The 17,659-nt window shown below is 71.5% G+C and carries 21 protein-coding genes and 1 riboswitch; of the genes, 9 read left to right on the forward strand and 12 right to left on the reverse strand.

Annotation, left to right across the window (positions count from 1 at the left end; translation table 11 throughout):
* The gene (locus A3CE_RS0103080; protein WP_020638598.1) at positions 1–756 is read right to left on the reverse strand and encodes a sulfite exporter TauE/SafE family protein; all 756 of its coding nucleotides are present in this window, start codon (positions 754–756) and stop codon (positions 1–3) included.
* Between the two features lie 309 nt (positions 757–1,065).
* Here A3CE_RS0103080 and A3CE_RS0103085 point away from each other — a divergent pair, with 309 nt between their 5' ends.
* Complete coding sequence (locus A3CE_RS0103085; RefSeq protein ID WP_020638599.1) at positions 1,066–2,079, forward strand: LacI family DNA-binding transcriptional regulator; 1,014 nt, start codon at positions 1,066–1,068, stop codon at positions 2,077–2,079.
* Positions 2,080–2,097: 18 nt separating this feature from the next.
* On the opposite strand, the gene A3CE_RS0103090 is transcribed toward A3CE_RS0103085, so the two are convergent.
* On the reverse strand, positions 2,098–3,603 hold the full coding sequence (locus A3CE_RS0103090) for an FAD-dependent monooxygenase (RefSeq protein WP_020638600.1): 1,506 nt from the start codon (positions 3,601–3,603) through the stop codon (positions 2,098–2,100).
* Positions 3,600–4,562 (reverse strand): MBL fold metallo-hydrolase, encoded by a 963-nt coding sequence (locus tag A3CE_RS0103095; protein ID WP_020638601.1) that lies wholly within the window; start codon positions 4,560–4,562, stop codon positions 3,600–3,602. The genes A3CE_RS0103090 and A3CE_RS0103095 overlap by 4 nt, the downstream gene beginning before the upstream one ends.
* Positions 4,563–4,665: 103 nt before the next feature.
* Here A3CE_RS0103095 and A3CE_RS0103100 point away from each other — a divergent pair, with 103 nt between their 5' ends.
* A complete protein-coding gene (locus A3CE_RS0103100; protein ID WP_020638602.1) occupies positions 4,666–5,196 on the forward strand; it encodes a MarR family winged helix-turn-helix transcriptional regulator in 531 nt (176 codons plus the stop codon).
* Positions 5,197–5,281: 85 nt separating this feature from the next.
* On the opposite strand, the gene A3CE_RS0103105 is transcribed toward A3CE_RS0103100, so the two are convergent.
* On the reverse strand, positions 5,282–5,893 hold the full coding sequence (locus tag A3CE_RS0103105) for a GTP cyclohydrolase II (protein WP_020638603.1): 612 nt from the start codon (positions 5,891–5,893) through the stop codon (positions 5,282–5,284).
* An 85-nt stretch (positions 5,894–5,978) separates the two neighbouring features.
* Positions 5,979–7,040, reverse strand: a complete 1,062-nt coding sequence (locus tag A3CE_RS0103110; protein ID WP_020638604.1) for a cobalamin-independent methionine synthase II family protein — start codon at positions 7,038–7,040, stop codon at positions 5,979–5,981.
* 258 nt (positions 7,041–7,298) lie between these two features.
* Here A3CE_RS0103110 and A3CE_RS0103115 point away from each other — a divergent pair, with 258 nt between their 5' ends.
* Positions 7,299–7,562, forward strand: coding sequence for a DUF3040 domain-containing protein (locus tag A3CE_RS0103115; protein WP_020638605.1), 264 nt, complete (start codon positions 7,299–7,301; stop codon positions 7,560–7,562).
* Positions 7,563–7,578: 16 nt separating this feature from the next.
* Positions 7,579–8,604: a DNA polymerase IV gene (locus A3CE_RS0103120; RefSeq protein WP_020638606.1), complete on the forward strand. Its 1,026-nt coding sequence runs from the start codon at positions 7,579–7,581 to the stop codon at positions 8,602–8,604.
* A gap of 36 nt (positions 8,605–8,640) precedes the next feature.
* On the opposite strand, the gene A3CE_RS0103125 is transcribed toward A3CE_RS0103120, so the two are convergent.
* The 3 genes from A3CE_RS0103125 to A3CE_RS0103135 form a co-directional block, all read right to left on the reverse strand.
* Entirely contained in the window at positions 8,641–9,288 is a 648-nt protein-coding gene (locus A3CE_RS0103125; RefSeq protein ID WP_020638607.1) for a hypothetical protein, read from the reverse strand.
* Positions 9,285–10,112: a G1 family glutamic endopeptidase gene (locus tag A3CE_RS0103130; protein ID WP_020638608.1), complete on the reverse strand. Its 828-nt coding sequence runs from the start codon at positions 10,110–10,112 to the stop codon at positions 9,285–9,287. Before A3CE_RS0103130 ends, A3CE_RS0103125 begins: the two co-directional genes overlap by 4 nt.
* 147 nt (positions 10,113–10,259) lie before the next feature.
* Positions 10,260–10,919 (reverse strand): TetR/AcrR family transcriptional regulator, encoded by a 660-nt coding sequence (locus A3CE_RS0103135; protein ID WP_020638609.1) that lies wholly within the window; start codon positions 10,917–10,919, stop codon positions 10,260–10,262.
* A gap of 188 nt (positions 10,920–11,107) precedes the next feature.
* Here A3CE_RS0103135 and A3CE_RS0103140 point away from each other — a divergent pair, with 188 nt between their 5' ends.
* The 5 genes from A3CE_RS0103140 (at position 11,108) to A3CE_RS49880 (ending at position 15,159) form a co-directional block, all read left to right on the forward strand.
* Positions 11,108–11,992, forward strand: a complete 885-nt coding sequence (locus A3CE_RS0103140) for an AurF N-oxygenase family protein (protein ID WP_020638610.1) — start codon at positions 11,108–11,110, stop codon at positions 11,990–11,992.
* Positions 11,993–12,049: 57 nt separating this feature from the next.
* Complete coding sequence (locus A3CE_RS0103145; protein WP_020638611.1) at positions 12,050–12,748, forward strand: hypothetical protein; 699 nt, start codon at positions 12,050–12,052, stop codon at positions 12,746–12,748.
* Positions 12,748–13,230 (forward strand): GNAT family N-acetyltransferase, encoded by a 483-nt coding sequence (locus A3CE_RS0103150; RefSeq protein WP_020638612.1) that lies wholly within the window; start codon positions 12,748–12,750, stop codon positions 13,228–13,230. The genes A3CE_RS0103145 and A3CE_RS0103150 overlap by 1 nt, the downstream gene beginning before the upstream one ends.
* A gap of 31 nt (positions 13,231–13,261) precedes the next feature.
* Positions 13,262–13,338, forward strand: a riboswitch (S-adenosyl-L-homocysteine riboswitch).
* Positions 13,339–13,421: 83 nt separating this feature from the next.
* Complete coding sequence (ahcY, locus tag A3CE_RS0103155; protein ID WP_020638613.1) at positions 13,422–14,882, forward strand: adenosylhomocysteinase; 1,461 nt, start codon at positions 13,422–13,424, stop codon at positions 14,880–14,882.
* A gap of 121 nt (positions 14,883–15,003) precedes the next feature.
* Positions 15,004–15,159 carry a hypothetical protein gene (locus tag A3CE_RS49880; protein ID WP_004559113.1) on the forward strand — a complete coding sequence of 52 codons (156 nt, stop codon included), beginning with the start codon at positions 15,004–15,006 and terminating at the stop codon, positions 15,157–15,159.
* Between the two features lie 30 nt (positions 15,160–15,189).
* Here A3CE_RS49880 and A3CE_RS0103165 read toward each other — a convergent pair whose 3' ends face one another.
* The 4 genes from A3CE_RS0103165 to ku form a co-directional block, all read right to left on the reverse strand.
* Positions 15,190–15,846 carry a cation efflux transmembrane domain-containing protein gene (locus A3CE_RS0103165; RefSeq protein WP_020638614.1) on the reverse strand — a complete coding sequence of 219 codons (657 nt, stop codon included), beginning with the start codon at positions 15,844–15,846 and terminating at the stop codon, positions 15,190–15,192.
* On the reverse strand, positions 15,843–16,175 hold the full coding sequence (gene cmtR / locus A3CE_RS0103170) for a Cd(II)/Pb(II)-sensing metalloregulatory transcriptional regulator CmtR (protein WP_020638615.1): 333 nt from the start codon (positions 16,173–16,175) through the stop codon (positions 15,843–15,845). The genes A3CE_RS0103165 and cmtR overlap by 4 nt, the downstream gene beginning before the upstream one ends.
* Before the next feature lie 245 nt (positions 16,176–16,420).
* Positions 16,421–16,630 carry a hypothetical protein gene (locus A3CE_RS0103175; protein WP_020638616.1) on the reverse strand — a complete coding sequence of 70 codons (210 nt, stop codon included), beginning with the start codon at positions 16,628–16,630 and terminating at the stop codon, positions 16,421–16,423.
* 118 nt (positions 16,631–16,748) lie between these two features.
* Positions 16,749–17,621 (reverse strand): non-homologous end joining protein Ku, encoded by an 873-nt coding sequence (gene ku / locus A3CE_RS0103180; RefSeq protein ID WP_020638617.1) that lies wholly within the window; start codon positions 17,619–17,621, stop codon positions 16,749–16,751.
* Between the last annotated feature and the right edge of the window lie 38 nt (positions 17,622–17,659).

Raw genomic sequence — 17,659 nt, forward strand, 5'->3', positions numbered from 1 at the left:
TCATGCCCGCAGGCCGAGGACCACCGCCAGACCCAGTCCCGCAATGCCGATCCCGATCCGCAACGGCGTCGCCGGCAGATGCCGCACGAGCGTCGAACCCAGCCACGCGCCGCCGAGGGAACCGAGGCAGACGGCGAGCGCGGCCGGCCAGACCACCTTGCCCGTGGCCGAGAAGACGATCGCGGCGAGCAGGTTCGCCGAACCGGTGACCAGGTTCTTCGCCGCGTTCGTGCGGGCGAGCGGCTGGCTCCAGACCGACACCAGCAGCGCGAGCATGAGCACTCCCGCGGCGGCGCCGAAGTAGCCGCCGTAGACGCCGATGAAGAACGCGGACACGCCCGTCGCCGGGCTCAGGCCGTGGTGTTCGGCGCCTTCGGCCAGCCGGCGCAGCCGCGGCCCGGCCATCAGCACCAGTGACGCCCCGCCGATCAGCCACGGCACGATGACGGTGAACGCGCCGGACGGGGTCAGCAGCAGCACGACCCCGCCGCACGCGCCGCCGACGGTCGTGATGAGGCAGAGCGGGACGAGCCGGGCCCGCTGCCCGGCCAGCTCGGGCCGCGCCCCGGCGGCGGCGCCCGCGGTGGTGCCCAGCATGGCGACGGTGTTGGTGATGTTCGCGGTCACCGGAGGCAGCCCCGCGGCGAGCAGCGCCGGGTACGACACGAGCGAAGCGAGCCCGGCAGTGGCCCCGGTCAGGCCGGCGCCGACCCCGGCTAGCGCGAGCAGGAGCAGCGCGGGCGGGTCGATGATCACCTCGTCATCTCATCACGGCCGGACCCGGTGACCGTGTGCCCCCGCCTGCCCGGACGCGCCGAAACGACATGAAAGACTCGTTCATGTCGTCGAACGAGGTGAACGAGTCTTTCACGACACCGCGGCGGCAACGGACGGCAGTGTCCACATCGGACTGACCGGGTCAGCGCGAACGTGACCGGCGGCCGCGACGCGCCCGCCGGCCGGTTGTCCGGCAGGACTTGATCGATCTCGGACGGCTCGCGCCGGGCCCGGGGGCGAGTACCTTGTCACCACAGGGCTTGCCACCCCCCTCGATCGGGAGGACGGATGCGCGTCACGATCGCCGAGGTCGCCCGCCGCGCGCGGGTGAGCAAGACGACCGTGTCGAGGGTGCTCAACAACAAGGCCGACGTGGACGCGGCGACCGCGGTGCGGGTGCGCGAAGTGATCGCCGCGACCGGGTACATCCCCAGTGCCGGCGCGGTCGGGCTGGCTCGCGGGGTGACGCGCACGGTGGGGATGCTGGTACCCGGGGTGACCTGGCCGTGGATGGGCGAGGTGCTCCAGGGCGTCGCCGACGTCCTCGAAGCGAAGGGCTACGGCTTACTGCTGTCCACGGCCAGCCGCGGTGCCGACTCGCTGGACGGCTTCTCGCGGCGGGTGTCGGCCAAGGCGTTCGACGGCCTGCTGCTGGTGGAACCGCCGGACGCGGTGCGGCACCTGCGCGTGCTGCACGACTCCGGGCTGCCGGTGGTGATGATCGACGACCGCGGCCGCCGCCCCGCGTTCCCGTCGGTGGGCACGGACAACCGCCGGGGCGGCGCGGCCGCGGCCCGGCACCTGCTGGACACCGGCCGCACCCGGCTCGCCACGGTCACCGGGCCCCACGGCTTCGGCTGCACGAGCGACCGCCTCAACGGCTTCCACGACGGCGTGCGCGAAGCCGGCCTGGCCCTCGATCCGCGGCTGATCATCGAAGGCGACTTCACGAGCGAAAGCGGCGAGGCGGCCATCCTCCAGCTCCTCGCGACCGGCCCGGAGTTCGACGCGGTCTTCGCGCACAACGACCTCACGGCGGCGGGTGTGCTGGCCGGGCTCCGCAAGGCCGGCCGCGCGGTGCCGGAGGACGTCGCCGTGATCGGTTTCGACGACGTCCCCCTGGCCGCCCACACCCAGCCACCGCTGACCACGATCCACCAGCCGCTGCGGGAGATGGGCGAGTCGGCGGCCCGGCAGCTGCTCGCGCAGCTGGCCGGGGCACCGCCGCCGGAGGCACCGGTGATCGTCCCGACGTCACTGGTCGTCCGCGAGTCGACCGGGGCGCCGCGCACCGCGGGCTAGCCGAACTGTCCATTGTGGTCAGCCTGCCGCGTCTCCCGAGGCGCGGCGCAGTGCGCGTCCGACGTCCGCCGGGGAGGGTTCGGACAGCACCGCGGCGACGTACGCGTCCGGGCGGACCAGCCAGGCTTCCCCCGGACACGCCCCCAGCGTCCCGCCCACCGGGATGCCCACCGAGCGCAGCCCCGCGGACGCCACGCCGGGCGTCGTCAGCAGCAGGAACCCTCGCCGGGCCAGGTCGCGCAACCGTCCACCGGGGACGGTCACGTCCGGCAGCAGCACGCCGGGCCCCGGTGGCGGCAGCGCCCCGCGCGGCGGCCGGCCCGCTGCCGGGCGCAGGGGGTCGGGGGTCGTCAACGGCGAGTCCGCGTACCAGAACGGTTCGGCCAGCCGGCCGGAGTCGACGAGCGCGTGCACGGCCGGGTCGCCCGCCGCGCGCGTCAGGACGTCCTCCCGGTACCGGCGCCCTTGTTCGTCCCGCGGCACCAGGAAGTCCATGGTCGCCGTCGTCACCTCGGCGTTTTCCACCGCGGCCGCGTGCCGTTCGGCGTGGTAGCTGTCGAGCAGGCCGTCGAGGGCGAGCCCGCGCAGCACGTGGGCGAGCTTCCACGCCGCGTTCTCCGCGTCCGCGACACCACCGTTCAGGCCCCGCGCCCCGAACGGCGCGAACAGGTGCGCGCAGTCGCCGGCCAGCAGCACGCGGCCGGCGCGCATGCGGCGGACCAGCCGGGTGTGGAAGCGGTAGACCGACCGCCACACGACCTCGTACGGCCGGTCGCCGATGATCGCCCGGATCCGGCGGCCGAGCGCGCCGCCGGTCTCTTCCGCGGCGAGGTCGTAGGCGTCGGGCACCTGCCAGTCGATCCGGAACTGCGAGCCGGGGCACGGGTGGATCAGCACCTGGCGGCCGGGGTTCCACGGCGGGTCGAAGTGGAACCGCCGTTCGGCCGCCCACCCGGCGAGGTCGGCGCGGATGTCGCAGATGAGGAACAGGTCGGCGAACGAGACCCCGTCGAGCCGCTCCCCCACGGCGCGCCGCACCGCGTCGCCGTGCGCGCCCGTGCAGGCGAGCGCGTAGTCGGCTTCGATCCGGCGCGGGCCGTCCGCGGTCTCGCAGTCGATCTCGACGCAGCCGGGCTGCGTCAGGCCGGTGACGCGGTGGCCGCGGCGGACGTCGATCAGCGGCTGGTCCGCGATCAGGCCGTCCAGCACCTCCTCGACGCGGGCCTGGGACAGGTTGACGAACGGCGGCAGCGCGGACCCCGCGTCCGGCAGCCGGTAGGAGAACAGCTCACGGCCGCGGTGGAACGTCCGCGCGGTCGTCCAGGTGAGGCCTTCTTCGGCCAGGCAGCCCGCGCCCAGTGCCGCCCAGACGTCCAAGGTGTCCCGCTGGTGGCAGATGGCCTTGGACCCCACGGGGTCGCGCCGCACGTGCTCGTCGACGAGCACGACCGGCACGCCCCAGCGCGCGAGCAGCAGCGCGGCCGTCTGGCCGACCGGGCCGCTGCCGAGGACCGCGACCGTCATCCCTGCAGCTGGTCCCAGACCTCGCGGTCGCGTTCGGCCGTCCAGACCACCGGCCGTTCGACGCCGGAAAGTTCGTCCCACAGCCGGGAGACGTCGAAGGGCAGGCAGTGCTCGAAGATCGGCCAGTGCCCGTACCCGCCTTCGAGCGCGGCGTGGGTGCGTTCGAAGGCTTCCTTGAGCGTGCCGCCGGCGTCGCGGACCGCGCCGACCTCGCGGATCATCGTGTCGAGGAAGTGCCGGGTCTGCGCGATCGCCGCCTCGACGGCCGCCGCGCCGCGGCTCACGCCGCCACGGCCGCCGATCAGCACCTCGGCGCCGACGGCGGCCACCCGGTCCAAAGTGGACGACGCCCATTCGCGGTGGAACGCGTCGCCGGTGTACAACGCGGCTTCGGCTTCCACGAGGTCGCCGGCGTAGAGGATCTTCGGCCGTGGCAGCCAGGCCACCAGGTCGCCTTCGGTGTGGCCACGCCCGCAGTACTGGAGGACCAGATCGCCGCGGTCGCCGCCGAGGTCGATGGTGAGCCGGTCGGAGAAGGTCAGCGTCGGCCAGGTCAGCCCCGGCACGGACTCCGCGCCCTTCGCGAGCCGTGGCATCCGGCCGAACTCGCTCACCCAGTCCTCCTTGCCTCGCTCGGCGATCAGGGCGCGGGTGTGCTCGTGCGCGACGATGACGTCGGCGTCGAAGGCGGACGCGCCGAGCACACGCACCGCGTGGTAGTGGCTCAGCGCGAGGTACCGCACGGGTTTGTCGGTGTGCTCCCGCAGTTTCGCGAGCCACTCGCGGGCGGCAACGGGCGTGGCCAGTGCCTCGAAGCAGACGAGGAAGTCCTCGCCCTCGATCGCGCCGATGTTCGGGTCGCCCTCGGCGGTCAGCGCGTAGACGCCGTCCGCGAGCACTTCGAGGGTTTGCGCTTTCTCCGCCAGGTCGGCCGAAGAGGCGAAGGCTTTCTTCGTCACGGCGAGCGCTCCTTGATCGTCAAAGGATTGACTATCTCTGCCCGGGGCCAGCCTAGCTCGCCGGCCCGCCGCGGGAAACCCCGCTTCCCCTAACCTGGGCCGCATGACGGACCGACCGGCCGACCTCGACTACCTTTCGTTCGTCGACTACGCGATCGGGAAGGCGCAGGCCGAACTGCCCGCGACCGACCCGGTCGCGATGCGCCTCGGGCTGACACTGCACCGGCTGGCCGGCGCGCTGATCTACGACTGGGAATCGACGGTCCACCGGCCACGCGGCTGGAGCTGGGGCGGGTTCCGGGTGCTGTTCGTGCTGTGGCTGGCCGGCCCGCTCGAGTCCCGGCACGCGGCCCGGCTCGCCGGGATGAGCCGGGCGGCGGTGTCGGCGCTGGTGAAGACCTTGGAAAGGGATGGCCTGGTGACGCGCACCCAGGTCCCCCACGACCGCCGCGCGGTCCGCCTGACGCTGACGGAAACGGGCCGCACCTCGGTCGCCGACGCCTACCAGGAGCACAACGCGCGTGAGCAGGCTTGGGCGGCGTCACTGACACCTTCGGAGCAGACGGTCCTCATCGGACTCCTCGAGAAGCTCACGACGAGCCCCGCCGCGGCGGCCGCCCAGCGCCTGGCCTGACCCGCCGGTCCAAGTCCGTGAATGGCACATTGCGGGACATAGAGTCCCGCAATGTGCCATTCACGGCTTTCGGTGACGCGGGGAGTCAGCTGGCCAGGCCGGGCAGGGTGAGCGTGTGACCGGTCTGCTCCGCCTTCGCCCGGAGGTACCGGACGTTGTTCTCGGTCGCGAACACCCCGGTCGGCACCCGGTCGCGCACCGCGATCCCGGCCGCCCGCAGCTGCACCGCCTTGTCCGGGTTGTTCGACAGCAGGTCGATCCGGCCGGCACCGAGCGCGCCCAGCATCTGGGCGGCGACCGTGTAGTCGCGGGCGTCCTCGGGCAGGCCGAGCGCGGCGTTCGCCGCATACGTGTCGAGGCCACCGTCTTGAAGCGCGTACGCGTCGAGCTTGTTGTACAGCCCGATTCCGCGGCCTTCCTGGCGCAGGTACAGCAGGTACCCGCCGGTCTCGGAGATCCGCGCGACGGCCTCGGCCAGCTGCGGGCCGCAGTCGCAGCGCGCCGACCCGAAGACATCGCCGGTGAGGCACTCCGAGTGCGGCCGCACCAGCGGCACCTCGCCGGGCGTCCCCAGGACGAAGGCCAGGTGCTCGCCGCCGTCGGCCAGGCCGCGGAACGTGACGGCCTCGGCGTCGACCGCGACGCCACCGCCGAGCCGCAGGGGAATGCGCACCCGCGTCCGCACCACGGCCGTCATGTCGTCACCCCGCGAGTCACCCACAAGATCGACCCTACACGAGGTTCAAATTCGAACATCAACACCGGCGAGAGGCGCCGCCCCCTCAGCCCAGCTTTTCGGACGCCAGCCGGGTGCCTTCGACCCGGGCCTTGATCTTCGCGAACGCGACGTCGCGCGAGGTCGACGTGTCGTCGGCGAACGGCGAGAACCCGCAGTCGTCGCAGGTGCCGAGCCGGTCGGGAGGCACGATCCGCGCCGCGGCCAGGACGCGGTCGCGGACTTCTTCCGGGGTCTCCACCCGCGGGTCGATCGGGTCGGTGACGCCGATGAACACCCGCTGGCCCGCTTTGAGGTGGTCCGCGATCAGCCCGAGCGTCCGCTCCGGGTCGCCTTCACTGGCCAGCTGGACGTAGAACCGCCCGGCCCGCAGGTCGAACAGCGCCGGCAGCAGGCCCGCGTAGTCGACGTCGAGGCTGTGCACGGAGTCCTGGTCGCCGCCTGGGCAGGTGTGGACGCCGATCTTCTCGCGCTCCTCGGCCGTGAACCGGTCCAGCACGGCGTTGTTGAGGTCGACGAACTGCCGCAGCAACCCGCCGGACGGGTCGAGCTTCAGCGAGAGGCGTCCCTCGGTGAAGTCGAGCTGCACGCTGTCCGCGCCCGCTTCGAGGCTGCCCCGGATGTCCGCTTCGGCCTCGTCGACCAGGTCGGCGACGAACCGCTCGCGCGGGTACCCGTCGATGCCGTCGCCCGGGTAGATCAGCGAGAGGGCCGACGCGGCGATCACCGCCTGCTTGACCGGTTTGTCCGTGAGCGCCTTCGCCCGCGTCAGGTACGAATCCGCGCGGGTCGCGTAGCGGAACGGGCCCGCGGTGAGCCGCGGCAGCTGCCGGGTGTGCCCGTCGGCGAACGGGATGACGACCCCGTCCGGGGCGAGCGCGTCCAGCCCGGCCAGCGGGTACGTCGCGAAGCTCGGCTTGCCCTGCTCGCCGTCGGTCAGCACGGGCGAGCCGGTCTCCTCGAACCGGCTCAGCGTGTCGGCGAGCGCCCGGCTCTCCAGCCCGGCGAGCTCCGCGGCGTCGATCCGCCCCGCGGCGAACTCGCCGAGGCCGTCGAGGAGGTAGTCCGGCCGCGGGATGCTGCCGATCGGTTCGGTGGGCAGGGTCATCAGGTCCTCCGGCTGCTCGAAGGGGTGCCGGCACGCAGGGAAGAGCCCGCCAAATCGAGCGTCCCCCCGGTCGTCCGGATCGTCACCAGACACGTTCGAGAGGCAACTTAACGTGGCCGAGGGTGGTCACCGAGCGCGGATCACCCGGTCGGAGCAGAAAAAAGCACGAAATGAGAAGGCGTTCGGCGGTTCGTCCGGAGGACGATTGGGTATTCGCTCTGGCGATACGGCGGGTTCGGCGCCGAAGGAGTACCCCCGATGCTCAGTCACCACGATCGCACCGAGCTCGAGAAGATCGAGCGCAGCCTCGAGCTCAGTGACCCTGATCTGGCCCTCGCGCTGCGCGACGGCAGGCGCCCGAAGTCGCGCGCGTTCCGGAGCGCCGTCCTGATCTTCTTCGACGTCATCGCCGTGACGCTCCTGGTCCTCGGGCTGGTCCTGCCCGATCCCGGCGTCACGCTCTGCGGGATCATCGCCCTCACCGGCACGGTCTGGACCCACGTGGCGCGGCACCGGATCTGAGGCGAGACTGGGCGGCGTGAAGTGGGTCCTGCACGTCGACCTCGACCAGTTCATCGCCGCGGTCGAGGTCGCCCGCCACCCGGAGCTGCGCGGGCGGCCCGTCGTGGTCGGCGGCAACGGCGACCCGACCGAGCGCGCCGTGGTCGCGACCGCGTCGTACGAGGCCCGCGAGTTCGGCGTCCAGTCCGGCATGCCGCTGCGGATCGCCGCCAAACGCTGCCCGGACGCCGTTTTCCTGCCCAGTGACCCGGACGCCTACCTCGAGGTGTCGGCGCGGGTGATGGCGGCGGTGCGGGAGCTGCCGGTCGTGGTCGAGGTCCTGGGCTGGGACGAGGCGTTCGTCGGCGCCGAGACGTCCGACCCCGAGGCGCTGGCGGTGTCGATCAAGGAGGCGGTGGCGCGCGAGACGGGCCTGTCGTCCGCGGTCGGCATCGGCGACAACAAGCTGCGGGCCAAGCTCGCCACCGGGTTCGGGAAGCCGGGCGGGATCTTCCGCCTGACGCAGGAGAACTGGTGGGACGTGATGGCCGCGCGCCCGACCGACGCGCTGTGGGGCATCGGCGGCAAGACGGCGAAGAAGCTCGCCGAAGCGGGCATCCACACCGTCCTCGACCTGGCCGGCGCGGACCCGGCGGCGCTCGCCGCGCGGTTCGGCCCGAAGACCGGCCCGTGGCTGCGCCTGCTCGGCGGCGGCATCAGCGACGCCGACGTCAGCGCGACACCGTACGTGGCCCGGTCCCGCAGCCGCGAAACGACGTTCCAGCGTGATCTCACGGACCCGGCCGAGATGGCGGCGGAGGTCTCGGCGCTGGCGAAGCGCGTCGCCCAGGACGTCCTCGAGGAGGGCAGGCCGGCGGCGCGGGTCGCGGTCAAGGTCCGGTTCGTGCCGTTCCTGACCCACACGCACAGCGTCACCCTGCCCGAGCCGACGTCGGACGCCACCGAGATCGGCCGCGCGGCCCAGGAGGTGCTCGGCATGTTCGAGCTGACCCGCGCCGTGCGGCTCCTGGGCGTGCGGGCGGAATTCCCGCGCGAGGACTAGCGTCTCGCGATCCCGCGTGAAACCGGACCGTGCTCGTCAGCTGCCCGGCGGCCGGGCGCACGCGGCCAGTACGGTGCCGCCCATCTTGATCCGGAGCTGGGTCGCCGTGGCTTCGCCGAAAAGCTGCCCGGTCGGCGTCAGTGGCGGCGGTCCGGGACACAGGATGGTGCCGTTGTCACTGCGGTAGATGCCGAGCCCGGCGACCGTGGTGCCGGTGGGCGCGAAGACGAAGAACGCGTCACCGGTCCCGACGCTGAACTGGACCGCCGGCGAACTCACCGCCGCGGAGCTCGCCAAGACGGTCAGGATCGGCCGCTCGGCGGGTGGCGTGGTGGTGAAGTCCACCAGGGACACCGAGCGGTTCCCGCCGCCGGTCGGCGACTCCAGGATCAGGACGTGGTTGTGGGTCCCGATGAACATGTACCTCGACACACCGAGCGTCTGGTGGAACACCGACCCGGTCGGGCCGCTGACGACGAGCCCCTGGACCCCGCCGGTGGTCCGGGTGACGGTCCGGTCGCCCATGGTCGTGGCCGGCGCCGAAGACCAGGCGGTCGCGGCACTGTTGTTGAACAGGCCGTTGGAGATGGTGATCGGGTTCGCGGCCACCGCCGACGTCCCGCCCGCGACCACGGCCAGCAGGACGGCGCACACCACCAGCGCCGCGCGACGCACCGGGCTCACTGGTGCGCCCAGGTGACCGCGAAGTTCTGCCCGTTCGTACTGGTGTTGCCGGTCGTGGCGTAGGTGGTGGTCGCGTCCTGCTCCTGGATCCTGGTCCGCTGCCAGGTCGAGTTCGAGGTCATCGACCCGCTGTGGCCCGCGTTGTCCGTGGCGACCGAGTTGTTCATCAGCGCCTGGCCGTAGTTGGCCAGGGGGAAGAAGTTGCCGGTCCCGAACCGGCCCACCGCCTCGACGATCCAATCGGCGCTGCTCCGCGAGCAGACGAGGTTGGCCGCGCACGTCTGCGTGGTGGTGAAACTCGTGTGCTGGGTGGCGTCCGCGACGGTGATCGTGTACTGCGCGGTCGCCGCGTTGTAGGTGACGTCGGCACTGACGGAGTCGCCGGCGTTGATGGTCAGGACCGGCTGGATCGCGTTGGTCGGGAACATCTCCCACCAGAGCTGGTAGACCGGGGTGCTGTTGACGCACCGGGCCGAGCTGCCGCCCTGCTCGACCGTGCCGTTGGTCCACCCGTCGAAGCCGACCCAGAAAATCGCCCAGGCGTCCGGCGCCGGGCAGGTGATCGCGCGCTGCGTCCACGACCCGTGCACGTGGGTGAAGGTGGCGGTGGGCGAGGACAACGAGGTGATGGCGTAGCCGGCCCAGTTCCGCGAGGTCGCGTTGACCAGCGGACCTGCGACCGAGGGGGAGAGACCGGTGTGCTGGGCCGCGCCGGCGTACCCGAGGGGTGTGCTCGCGGCGCTCGCGGGCGCTGCGGCCCCGGCGCCGAGCACGACCGCCGCAGCCGCGACAGCGGCGAGCGGCAGGAGCCGTCGAAACTTCATGGGAGTCCCGTCTGCGAAGGTCGGCACCGGCATCCGTATCCGGGCCCGCGCCCGACTCTGGCAGGCGGCACTGAAACGACCCTGACGTCGCGCTGAAACACGGTGGTCAGCGGTCCGAACTCCGCCGTCGGCGAGCCCCGCGGTGGATCAGAGCCCGTCCGGCAGCGGCAACGGCCGGTCCGGGTCCAGTTCCACCCCGCCCGCCCGCAGCGTGTGGTCCAGCATCGCCCAGATCGTGCCCGTCAGCTGGGCCGTCAGCTGGGCCAGGGTGAGCGCGCCGGGGTGGTCGAGCCAGCGGGTCGTCGCCGACTCGACGTAGCCGACCAGGCCGAAGGCGATCGTGTCCGCCGGCGCCGGGTCGAGGCCGAACGCCGTCAGGTAGCCGGTGAACAGCCCGCTGAGGTGCCGCGCGATGGTGCCGCGGACGTCCGCGGCGCCCTCGGGGGTGGCCGGCAGCGTCCGGACGAGGTAGCGGTGCAGCTGGGCGTGCTCGGTCAGCCAGCGCAGGTGCGTCGAGATCGCCGCCGCGATCATCTCGTTCGGGGAGCCTTCGGGGTGCCACAACGGCTCCAGCTCGGCGGTCACCAGTTCGGCCGCGCGCCGGGCGATCGCCCGCTGGAGGTCCGGCGCGCCGTCGAAGTGCCGGTACAGGCGGGTGCGGGCCACACCGGCGCGCTCGGCGATCTGCTCGGTCGAGACGTCCGGGCCGTGTTCGGCGATCGCCGCCAGGGCCGCGTCGACGAACTCCGCGCGCCGCCGCTCCTGCTGGCCCGCCCAGCGCGCCGCCCGTCCGTCGACCTTGGTCACGGCGAAAGCCTACTGTGCCGAGGGTTACCAATCCGACCACAGTCACGGCCGAATGGCTTTGTAGCAACGGTTGCGTCCCGGCGCGGGGTCGGCCTGCTTTTGGCCGGATTGGTACTCAGGGCGCGGCGGGCGGTGTACGCTGCCGAAGTACGTAGTACATCGCGTACCCCCTACTTCCGGAGGCCGCCATGAGCGTCGAGAACCGGGACGTCACCGCGGCCCGTCTGCTCAAGAGCTCCGCGAAGAACTCCTACGACCCGTACGTCGACGTCGACTGGGACGCGCCGCTCGCCGAGGGCAAGGCGTACATGCCACTGGAGCGCGTGTCGCTCTACGGCACCGGCCTGTGGGCGAAGCTGACGCCCGAGCAGCGGATCGAGCTGTCCAAGCACGAGATCGCCAGCATCATGAGCGTCGGCCTGTGGTTCGAGATCATCCTGATGCACCTGCTCGCGCGGTACGTCTTCGACCTCGACGCGCGCACCGAGCACGCGCAGTACGCGCTCACCGAGATCGGCGACGAGACCCGGCACTCGGTGATGTTCGCCCGCACCGCCGAGCGCCTCGGCGTCCCGCGCTACGGCGTCCCGAAGGTCGTGCACCGCGCCGCGAAGGTGTTCGGCGCGACCGCCGCCGGGCCGTCGATGTTCGCGAGCGTGCTCGTCGCCGAGGAGACCACCGACCGGCTGCAGCGGGCGATGATGGACGACGACGGCATCCAGCCGCTGATCCGCTCGGTCAACCGCATCCACGTCGTCGAGGAGGCCCGGCACGTCCGGTTCGCCAAGGAGGAAGTGCTGCGGGAGACGCCGAAGCTGTCGAAGGCGGCGCTGCGGCGGCACCGGCTGCGGACCGCGCTCGTCGCCTACGGTGTCGTCGACAGCATGGTCGACCCGCGGATCTACCGCAGTGTCGGGATCGACCCGCGCGAGGGCCGGGCCGCGGCGCTCGCGAACCCGCACTTCCACGAGACGCGCCGCTGGATGGCCGCGAAGATCGTGCCGTTCCTGCGCGACGCGGGACTGATCGGCGGCCACTCCGAAGGCCTCTGGCGGCGCGCACACCTGCTCTGACGCGGTGACCGCAAAATTGCCTACCCGCGGGGGCCCGATCTGCGCCACGATTCCCTCGTGACCGAGGGCTTCTCGCAAGAATTCCCCGTCGGACCGGCACCCGCGCAGCCGCAGCCTCAGCCGCCGGTGCCCGTACCGCGCCGCCCGCTGACCGCCCGGCCCGTCGTCGTCGGCCTCATCGGTGTCCTCGTCGGCGCGTTCCTGGTCGGCGTGCCGTGGCTGGTGCTGAGCCTGCTCGGCGGGCCGAGCGGGCAGGCCCCGACCGCGCCGGCGAACCTGGGCGGGCTCCGGAGGGCCGAGGAAGCGATCGCGAAGGTCGACGCCGTCCGGGGCAAAGCCAGTATCGACCGCATCACCAAGACCGACCAGGAGACCGCCGCGCGCGTGTCGGCGGCCTACGACGGCGCCGGCGCGGTGGTCCAGGAGTACCAGGACGAGCGCCTGTCGCGGACGTTGCAGCTGATCGCCGTGCGCGCGCCGTCGCCGGAGCTGTTCGCGCCCTACGAAGACGTCCAGGCCCTCCGCGAGGCCAAGCCGGGCACCGAGCTCGTGCGCATCGGTGCCGTGCAGTGCCTGCTGCACAACACCCGGGGCGGGCCCGGCAACGACCCCGACCCGGCCCTCTCGTTCGTGACGAACTGCCAGCGCACCGGACCCGGACTGACCGTCACGGTGCGAACCAATGGCATCGAAGGCAACCACGACCCCCAGGAGCTGGCCGGGATCGTCGAGCAGGCGTGGCGGGAAGTCGGTTAGTGATCACCATCCGGGCGGCCCTCGCCGACGACGAGGCCGTCCTGGCGAAGCTCGACGAGCGCACCTGGACCCCGGCGGTGTCCCCCGCTCCCCCGCCGCCGCCCGGCACCCCGTTCTTCGACGACGGCACCCACCCCGGGGACGTCCTCGTCGCGGAGCACGACGGCGCGGTCGCCGGCTACGTCCGCCTCGGCGAGGGCTTCCCGATCCCGGCCCACCGGCACGTGCGGGTGATCGGCGGGCTCGCCGTCGACCCGGACCGGCGCCGGCTCGGCATCGCGCGGCAGCTCGTCGACGCCGCCGTGGCCGAAGCGCGGCGGCGCGGCGCGCGCAAGGTGACGCTGCGCGTGCTGGGTCACAACACCGGCGCGCGCCGGGTCTATGAGCAGTGCGGATTCGTCGTCGAAGGCGTGCTGCGGGCCGAATTCCGCATCGACGGCCACGACGTCGACGACGTTCTCATGGCTCGCCCGCTCGCTTGACAGCCTCGCGGCGGCTTTGCCATCCTGGTCGAGGGCCGAGAGGCGCTGCGACGGAACTCTTTCCGCCACGCTCGGCCCGGACCACGACTCCAAGGGCGCCTCCCGCGAGGGAGGTGCCTTTCGTTGTCCCTGGGGCTTTTCCGTCCCGCCTCCCGAGCGTTCCGCAAACGAGCTCCGGAGTGCATCGAACCATGAGTGACAAACTGCAGACCCGCAATGGCCTCGACTTCGCCGTCGCCGACCTCGCGCTGGCCGGCGCCGGCCGCACCCAGCTGAGGCTGGCCGAGCACGAGATGCCCGGCCTGATGGCCATCCGCCGCGAGTACGCCGCGGCCCAGCCGCTGAAGGGCGCCCGCATCGCCGGGTCGCTGCACATGACCGTCCAGACCGCGGTGCTCATCGAGACCCTGGTGGCGCTCGGCGCGCAGGTGCGCTGGGTGTCCTGCAACATCTTCTCCACCCAGGACGAGGCCGCCGCCGCGGTCGTCGTCGGCCCGGAGGGCACCGTCGATGCCCCGGCGGGCACGCCGGTGTTCGCGTGGAAGGGCGAGACGCTCGAAGAGTACTGGTGGTGCACCGACCGGCTGTTCGCCTTCCCCGGCGGGCAGGCGCCGAACATGATCCTCGACGACGGCGGCGACGCCACCCTGCTCGTCCACAAGGGAGTCGAGTTCGAAGCGGCCGGCGCGGTGCCGCAACCGTCCGAAGAGGACCCCGAGGAGTACCGGATCGTCCTCGAAACCCTGCGCGCGAGCCTGGCCGCCGACGGCGACCGCTTCACCCGCATGGCCAAGGAGATCCGCGGCGTCACCGAGGAGACGACCAACGGCGTCAAGCGGCTCTACAAGCTCGCCAAGGACGGCGAGCTGCTCTTCCCCGCGATGAACGTCAACGACTCCGTGACGAAGTCCAAGTTCGACAACAAGTACGGCATCCGGCACTCCCTTGTGGACGGACTGAACCGGGCCACCGACGTGATGATCGGCGGCAAGCGCGTGGTCGTCTGCGGCTACGGCGACGTCGGCAAGGGTGCGGTCGAGGCGCTGCGCGGCCAGGGCGCCCGGGTCTCGGTCACCGAAATCGACCCGATCTGCGCGCTGCAGGCGGCGATGGACGGGCTCGACGTCGTCGAACTCGACGACGTGGTGGCCACCGCCGACATCTTCATCACCACCACCGGGAACTTCGGCATCATCTCCGCGGACCAGATGAACCGCATGAAGCACAACGCCATCGTCGCCAACGTCGGGCACTTCGACAACGAGATCGACATGGCCGGCCTGGCGAAGCTGCCGGGCATCGTGAAGACGGAGATCAAGCCGCAGGTGCACGAGTGGACGTTCACGGACGGCCACGCGATCATCGTGCTCTCCGAGGGTCGGCTGATGAACCTCGGCAACGCGACCGGGCACCCGTCGTTCGTGATGTCGAACTCCTTCACCAACCAGGCCATCGCGCAGATCGAGCTGTTCGCCAAGCCGGGCGAGTACGCCACCGACGTCCACCGGCTGCCGAAGCACCTCGACGAGAAGGTGGCCCGGCTGCACCTCGACGCCCTGGGTTTGAAACTCACCAAGCTCACGAAGGCGCAGGCGGATTACATCGGCGTCGACGTCGAGGGTCCGTACAAGCTCGATCACTATCGGTACTGATCCAAGATTGCTCCATTCGCCGTAGTTTGGTTTATCCCGAAACTGGCCATCCTCCGGTCGAGAGCGCATCCGCCCGGACGGCACGGAGCCGGGCCGGGTCTCATGCGAAGGAGTGTGTCAAGTGATCATTCTCGGTGTGATTCTCCTCGTCATCGGGTTCATCGTGGGCATCCCGGTGCTGTACACCATCGGTATCATTCTCGCGGTGGCCGGCGTGGCGCTGGCCATCCTGGGCGGCACGGGCCGCCGGATCGGTGGCCGGGCGCACTGGTACTGATCCCGAGACTCCGCCACGGCCTGGCGTGCGTCAGCAGCAGTGCTGGCCACGCCAGGCCGTGCGGCCTTCGTTCACCGCCACGGCGGCGATCGCCAGTGCGACGGCCGGGTCCGCCCACCACCAGCCGGCCAGGGCGTTGAGCAGCAACCCCGCCAGCAGGACCGCGGAAAGGTAAGTGCAGAGCAAGGTCTGCCGCGAATCCGCAACCGCGCTGGCGGAGCCGAGCTCCCGCCCGGCCCGGCGCTGCGCGGCGGAGAGCACCGGCATCACCACGAGCGAAATGGCCGCGAGCACGATTCCGGTCCGGGAACTTTCCGCCGCCGCGCCGGTGAAAAACGTACTGACGGCTTCGCCCGTCACGTAAATCGCGAGAGCGAAAAAGGAAATCGCGATCGCCTTCAGCGCCCGCCGTTCGCGGGCTTCCGGGTCGGCACCCGAAAACTGCCACGCGACCGCGACCGCCGAAGCGACTTCGATCACCGAATCGAGCCCGAAGCCGATCAGGGCACCGGACGAAGCCGCGGCTCCGGCGGTCAGCGCGACGACGGCCTCGACGACGTTGTAGGTGATGGTCGCCGCCACCAGCAAGCGGACGCGGCGCACCAGGACCGCCCGGCGGTCCGGCGCCGCCACCGGCGGCGCGCAGCAGCCGCCGGCACACGTCTCCGTGGCCGGTTCCGGCTTCATCGCGTCCCCACCGGCTCTTCGTCGCAGTCTTCGCGTGGTTCGACCGCCAGGACAACCTGGACGAGTTCGCGCAGGGCTCGGGCCAGGTGCGCGTCGGCGATCTCGTACCGCACCTGACGGCCTTCGTAGCCCGCCACGACGAGCCCGCAGCCACGCAGGCACGACAGGTGGTTCGAGACGTTGGACCGGCTCAGCCCGAGTTCCGCGGCCAGGCGTCCGGGATAGGCCGGGCCCTCGAGCAGCGCGGTCAGGATCCGGCAGCGGGTCGGATCGGACAGGGCGCGCCCGACGCGAGCCAGCGCCGACTCACGCGTCTCACAGGTCACCATGCGATGAACTGTACAGCCGCCGCTGACGTATCCACAACGGACACCCCGGAAATTAAAGGGTCCTCCGGCTCCGAGGGGGAGGGAGAGCCGAAGGACCCCGTTAGTGTTAGCACATTGCCAAGCCCGTGTACACAGCTGCATACACGATCGTGTTACGGCCTTGACGCCGCCCCGAACGCCGTGAAGGCCTCCCCGGCGGGCGGCGAAGCCCGGCGGGAAGGCCTTCACGGATCCTGGCGGGAGGCTCAGGAAACCTGGCGCAGCAAGGGTTTCCGCGGCGTGTCGACACAACCGCACCCGCTGCCGATGGCCTGGCAGTCGACGATCAGCGCGTGCCGCACGCGGTCACCGTCCCCGCAGGCCGCGTCGGTGCACTCGGCGAATCCGCCTTCCGGGTGGATCACCAGCGTGCCGTGGCAGTGATCGATCCCCGCGTCACAAGAGGCACACTCCATGACCGGCCACCTTTCCGCGAACGTGCTCGACACCCCAAGGTAGGCCCGGAAAGCACGCGGACGCGGTAAAGGGACGGCGTGTCGGCCCAACCACCCGTCCGGGCGGTCTCAGCCGGACTCAGGCCGGCTTCGGAGCCCGCTTGCGGGCCGCCGGCTTCTTCTTCGCGGCGGCCGGCCCGGCGTCCTCATCGGACCCCTCCGAAGAGGACTGACGCGACTTCTTCGCGGCGTCCACACTGGCCTGCAGCGCCGCCATCAGGTCGACGACGTCGGCCTTGGCGGTGACCGCCGCGGGCTTGGTCGTGTCCTCCCCCGCGACCTTGGCCTCGATCATCTGCTCGAGGGCCTCGCGGTAGTGGTCGCGGTACTTCTCCGGCTCGAACACCGGCTCGGCCAGCGAGTCGATCAGCGACCCGGCCATGGACAGCTCCTGCGGCCGGATCTGCGGCGGGTCGTCGCGCAGGAACGGGAAGTCGGGTTCGCGGACCTCGTCCGGCCACAGGATCGTCGTCATCACCAGCACGTCGGCGTGGACGCGCAGCACCGCCATGCTCTCCCGCTGCCGCACGGAGACCTTCGCGATGGCCACCTGGCTCGACTTGTGCAGCGCGTCCCGCAGCACGACGTACGGCTTCACCGCGTTCTTCTGCGGCTCCAGGTAGTAGGTCCGGTCGTACTGGATCGGGTCGATCGACTCCAGCGGCACGAACTCCAGCACGTCGATCGTGCGCTGGGTGGGCAGCGGCAGCTCGGCCATCTCGGCGTCGGTGATCACCACCATCTCGCCGTCGGGCAGCTCGTAGCCCTTCGCGATCTCGGCGTAGGGCACTTCCTCGCCATCGATCGTGCAGAACCGCTTGTACTGGATGCGGCCGCCGTCGGCCTCGTGCACCTGGCGGAGGGAGACGTTCTTGTTCTCGGTGGCCGCGTACAGCTGGATCGGGATGCTGACCAGCCCGAACGACACCGAGCCCTTCCACATCGCCCGCATGCCACGCACCTCCGATAGACCACCCAGTCGACTTCACG

It is taken from the genome of Amycolatopsis balhimycina FH 1894 (assembly GCF_000384295.1).
Lineage (GTDB): Bacteria > Actinomycetota > Actinomycetes > Mycobacteriales > Pseudonocardiaceae > Amycolatopsis > Amycolatopsis balhimycina.